Here is a 3753-nt window from a genome sequence, read left to right as displayed (position 1 = left end):
GAAGTTTTGTCATCCGTGTTGGCGACTTGACTACTTTATCATAGATAAATCAATTTGTCAACAGGTTTTTTTATTTTATTTTTTACTTTAAAGTTGATTCAAAAGCAAAAAATAACGGAGAAGGAGGGATTTGAACCCTCGCGCCGCGTAAACGACCTATACCCTTAGCAGGGGCACCTCTTCGGCCTCTTGAGTACTTCTCCGGACTCCGAAATCATAATTGCTTATTCAATTGGAGTGCTGCTTTTTTCAAAGCGCATTAGTTATTATACTCGAGAACTTCTATATTGTCAATGGCTTTTTCTAATTAATTTTAATTATTTTCATATTCCTCACTTGCAAAGTTAAATTCCACCCCTCTATAGAATTTAATCCTGCAAACGAGTTGCCCTTATTTTCATATTTTTTAATCGTATCTGTAATACGGCTGCGCACTTCCTCTGCAATCTCCGTAGATTTCATATCTTTGTACTCTTGCATATGGGATTGGCTCAGAAAATGCACCTGCACAGTCAATGGTTTTGCCGATCCTGTATCGAAAGATTTATATGAATCAATCAATGCTACTGGCACAATAGGGCATTTTGCACGCATAGCAAGCTTCTAAAACTGCCTCCCTTAAACTCATGAGGATTGTTTTTGTCTTTATTTCTTGTTCCTTCTGCAAAGATCAGATAATTTCTTCCATTTTTAACTTCTTTTGTCACATTGATGATCACTTGCATAGACTGCTTAATATCTTCTCTGTCGATTATAAATGCCTTCATACATGTAAATACCTGCTTTAGAAAAGGTACCTGGAACACTTCTTTTTTGGCTACTACAGAAAAAGGCACTGGATAGCATCCCACAATTGCCAGTACATCATATAATCCCTGATGGTTGGGATAACATAAAACCATTTTCTTTCGGAATATTCTCAACTCCATAGCCCTGCACATTCAAATTACCACCTGTATTAGCCGCATGGTCTATCTTTTTCAGAAGCGCATATCTCTCGTTCCTCGGTATATGTTATCCACATGAGAAAGCGTACCAGCACAACTTTATCCACAAATAAGGGATTCTGTACAGATTTTTCAATACCATTACGATTATTCTTTTCATTTGAACCTCTTTTCATTTTATACGAATCATTCTAAAGTGGGCCGCTGAATGTTACCCTTTTGCGGCAGCCCTGATCTGCAGTTGCTTAAAGCTTCCCGGCAATGAGCTCCTCATATCCCGGATTCTTCATAATAAACGCATCATATTCCTTTGTATAATTCTTATAGGAATCAGTGGTCATAAATTTGGCATAATCTGTCGCCGCTTCCTTGCTCATATCTGCTGTGACCATGGACGGAGGAATCACATAATACTTCCGTCCATCTTTCTGAACCATATAGGTGCTGATACAGGGATATTCCTGTTTGTCTTTAAGATACCAGATTATAGATCACATACACATATACATAATCTTCTTTTTCCGCAAGCGTTTCACATTCTTTGATATTTACCTCGCTTACCTCATGAACCTGAAAATACTTCAAGGTTGCAGTGATTTCCTTTTGAAGCACATCGTCCTCTTTGTCCTGCTGCACATAACAGCTTTTCACTTTCTTTTTCACTGCCAGCCACATATTCTTTGATCAATGCCTCCACTACCCCTTCCGGTGACTTATGATTCACGCCACACCCGGACATTGTCAGGACAAAAATCATTGCAATACATGCAGCCGTAAGATGCAATCCTTTTTTCATGACTATTCTAATTCCCCTTCAGTATCCGAATCCGGTTGTACCTCTTCGGAAATGATATCCTCTTCTGCACTTTCACCCGGATCTTCTGCCTGTTTGTCTTCAGAAGCTTCTTCTTCCTTTTCCCGCACCTTTGCTACGCTTGCCACAGTAACGCCCTCTTTAAGATTGATCAGCTTCACTCCGGAAGTAATCCTTCCAAGAATTGAAATATCAGCGCACTGCAAGCGGATGATCACCCCTTCTGTTGTAATCATCATGATCTCATTTTCTTCATTCACAGCTTTTGCTCCGATCACATTACCGGTCTTTTCGGTGATCTTGTAGCATTTCACGCCTTTGCCGCCTCTGTTCTGGCAGCTGAATTCAGAAATAGAGGTACGTTTACCCATACCATTTTCGGAAACAACCAGAAGATAATATCCCTGGGTATTCAGCTGCATGGAAACCACTTCATCTCCATCTGCAAGATTCATACCTCTCACGCCCATAGATACACGGCCTGTGCTCCTTACATCAGATTCTTTAAAGCGGATACACATACCATCTTTTGTCACAAGGAAAATATTCTTCTTATTGTCTGTAGCTTTTACTTCGATCAGCTCATCATCATCTCTAAGTACAATGGCAGCAAGACCTGTCTTACGTACATTCACATATTCAGTGATCGGCGTCTTCTTAACAAGACCCTTTCTGGTAGCCATCATCAGGTAATGACCTTCTTCAAACTTGCTGATCGGTATTACCGCCGTGATTCGTTCTCCTGGCATCAGCTGTAAAAGATTTACGATTGCTGTGCCTCTCGCTGTGCGGCTGGCCTCTGGTATCTCATATACTTTCAGTCTGTACACACGGCCAGTATTAGTAAAGAACATCAGGTAATGATGGGTTGTAGTCATCAGAAGTTCTTCGATATAATCATCTTCCAATGTCTGCATGCCTTTAATGCCTCTGCCGCCTCTGTTCTGGCTGCGGAAGTTATCTACGGTCATACGTTTAATATATCCAAGCTTTGTCATGGTGATCACTGTATTTTCTTTAGGGATCAGATCCTCTGTGGAAATATCATATACATCGTACCCAATAGCTGTCCTTCTCTCATCCCCATATTTATCAGAAATCAGAAGGATCTCCTCACGTACAACACGGAGCAAAAGATTTCTGTCAGCAAGGATAGCCTGGAATCTTCGGATCTTTTCTTCCAGTTCTGCATACTCTGCCTCAAGTTTCTCTCTTTCCAAGCCTGTAAGAGCACGGAGACGCATATCAACAATAGCCTGAGCCTGCACATCGGTAAGTTCAAACCTGTCGATCAATTCCTGCTTTGCGATCTGGACATTTCGTGCACCACGAATGATCCTGATCACTTCATCAATATTATCCAGGGCTTTTAAAAGACCTTCTAATATATGTGCACGTTCCTGTGCCTTATTCAGATCATACTTTGTCCTTCTGGTAACAACATCCTCCTGATGTGCCAGATAAGCCTCAAGAAGCTGTTTCAGATTCAGCACCTTAGGCTCAAGACTGCCGCCTTTGGGCACTACGCAAAGCATGATCACGCCAAAAGTATCCTGCAGCTGTGTATGCTTATACAGCTGATTCAACACAACATTGGCATTGGCATCTTTACGCAGATCAATACAGATCCTCATACCTTCCCGGCTGGAATGGTCATTCAGGTCTGTGATCCCATCAATCTTCTTATCTCTTACAAGCTCTGCGATCTTCTCCACCAGTCTTGCTTTATTTACCAGATACGGAAGCTCAGTAACAATGATCCTGGATTTGCCATTAGGCAGTGTCTCTATATTAGTCACTGCGCGCACACGGATCTTACCGCGTCCTGTACGATATGCCTCCTCGACCCCTCTTTTGCCCAGAATGGTAGCTCCCGTAGGAAAATCCGGGCCTTTTACGATCTCAAGAAGTTCTTCTATCGTCGTATCTCGCTGTTCTTCCACAATATTGTCAATAATTTTTACAACAGCGCCAATAATCTCACGCAGATTA

At 41.6% G+C, this 3753-nt stretch carries 3 protein-coding genes, 1 tRNA gene and 1 pseudogene; all 5 read right to left on the bottom strand.

Features of this window, described 5'->3' with window-relative positions:
• Positions 1–115: 115 nt before the first annotated feature.
• Positions 116–203 (bottom strand) — tRNA-Ser (locus R1Y93_RS11175).
• Positions 204–402: 199 nt separating this feature from the next.
• Positions 403–1107: pseudogene (locus R1Y93_RS11170) on the bottom strand (lysophospholipid acyltransferase family protein); the annotation flags it as partial.
• Positions 1108–1192: 85 nt separating this feature from the next.
• Positions 1193–1384: a hypothetical protein gene (locus tag R1Y93_RS11165; RefSeq protein ID WP_500822855.1), complete on the bottom strand. Its 192-nt coding sequence runs from the start codon at positions 1382–1384 to the stop codon at positions 1193–1195.
• Positions 1385–1418: 34 nt separating this feature from the next.
• Complete coding sequence (locus R1Y93_RS11160) at positions 1419–1610, bottom strand: hypothetical protein (protein ID WP_500822854.1); 192 nt, start codon at positions 1608–1610, stop codon at positions 1419–1421.
• Positions 1611–1745: 135 nt separating this feature from the next.
• Positions 1746–3753, bottom strand: a 2008-nt coding sequence (locus tag R1Y93_RS11155; protein ID WP_500822853.1) for a DNA gyrase C-terminal beta-propeller domain-containing protein, incomplete at its 5' end; no start/stop codon positions are given.

This window comes from Blautia sp. HA3515 (assembly GCF_059933065.1).
Note: the sequence above shows the minus strand (reverse complement) of the source record. Positions and strands in the feature narration are given on the sequence as shown.

What these genes read in the sequence shown, in the direction of transcription:
- R1Y93_RS11165 (WP_500822855.1), bottom strand. Translation starts at nt 1,384, where the DNA reads ATGGTTCAGAAAGATGGACGGAAGTATTATGTGATTCCTCCGTCCATG.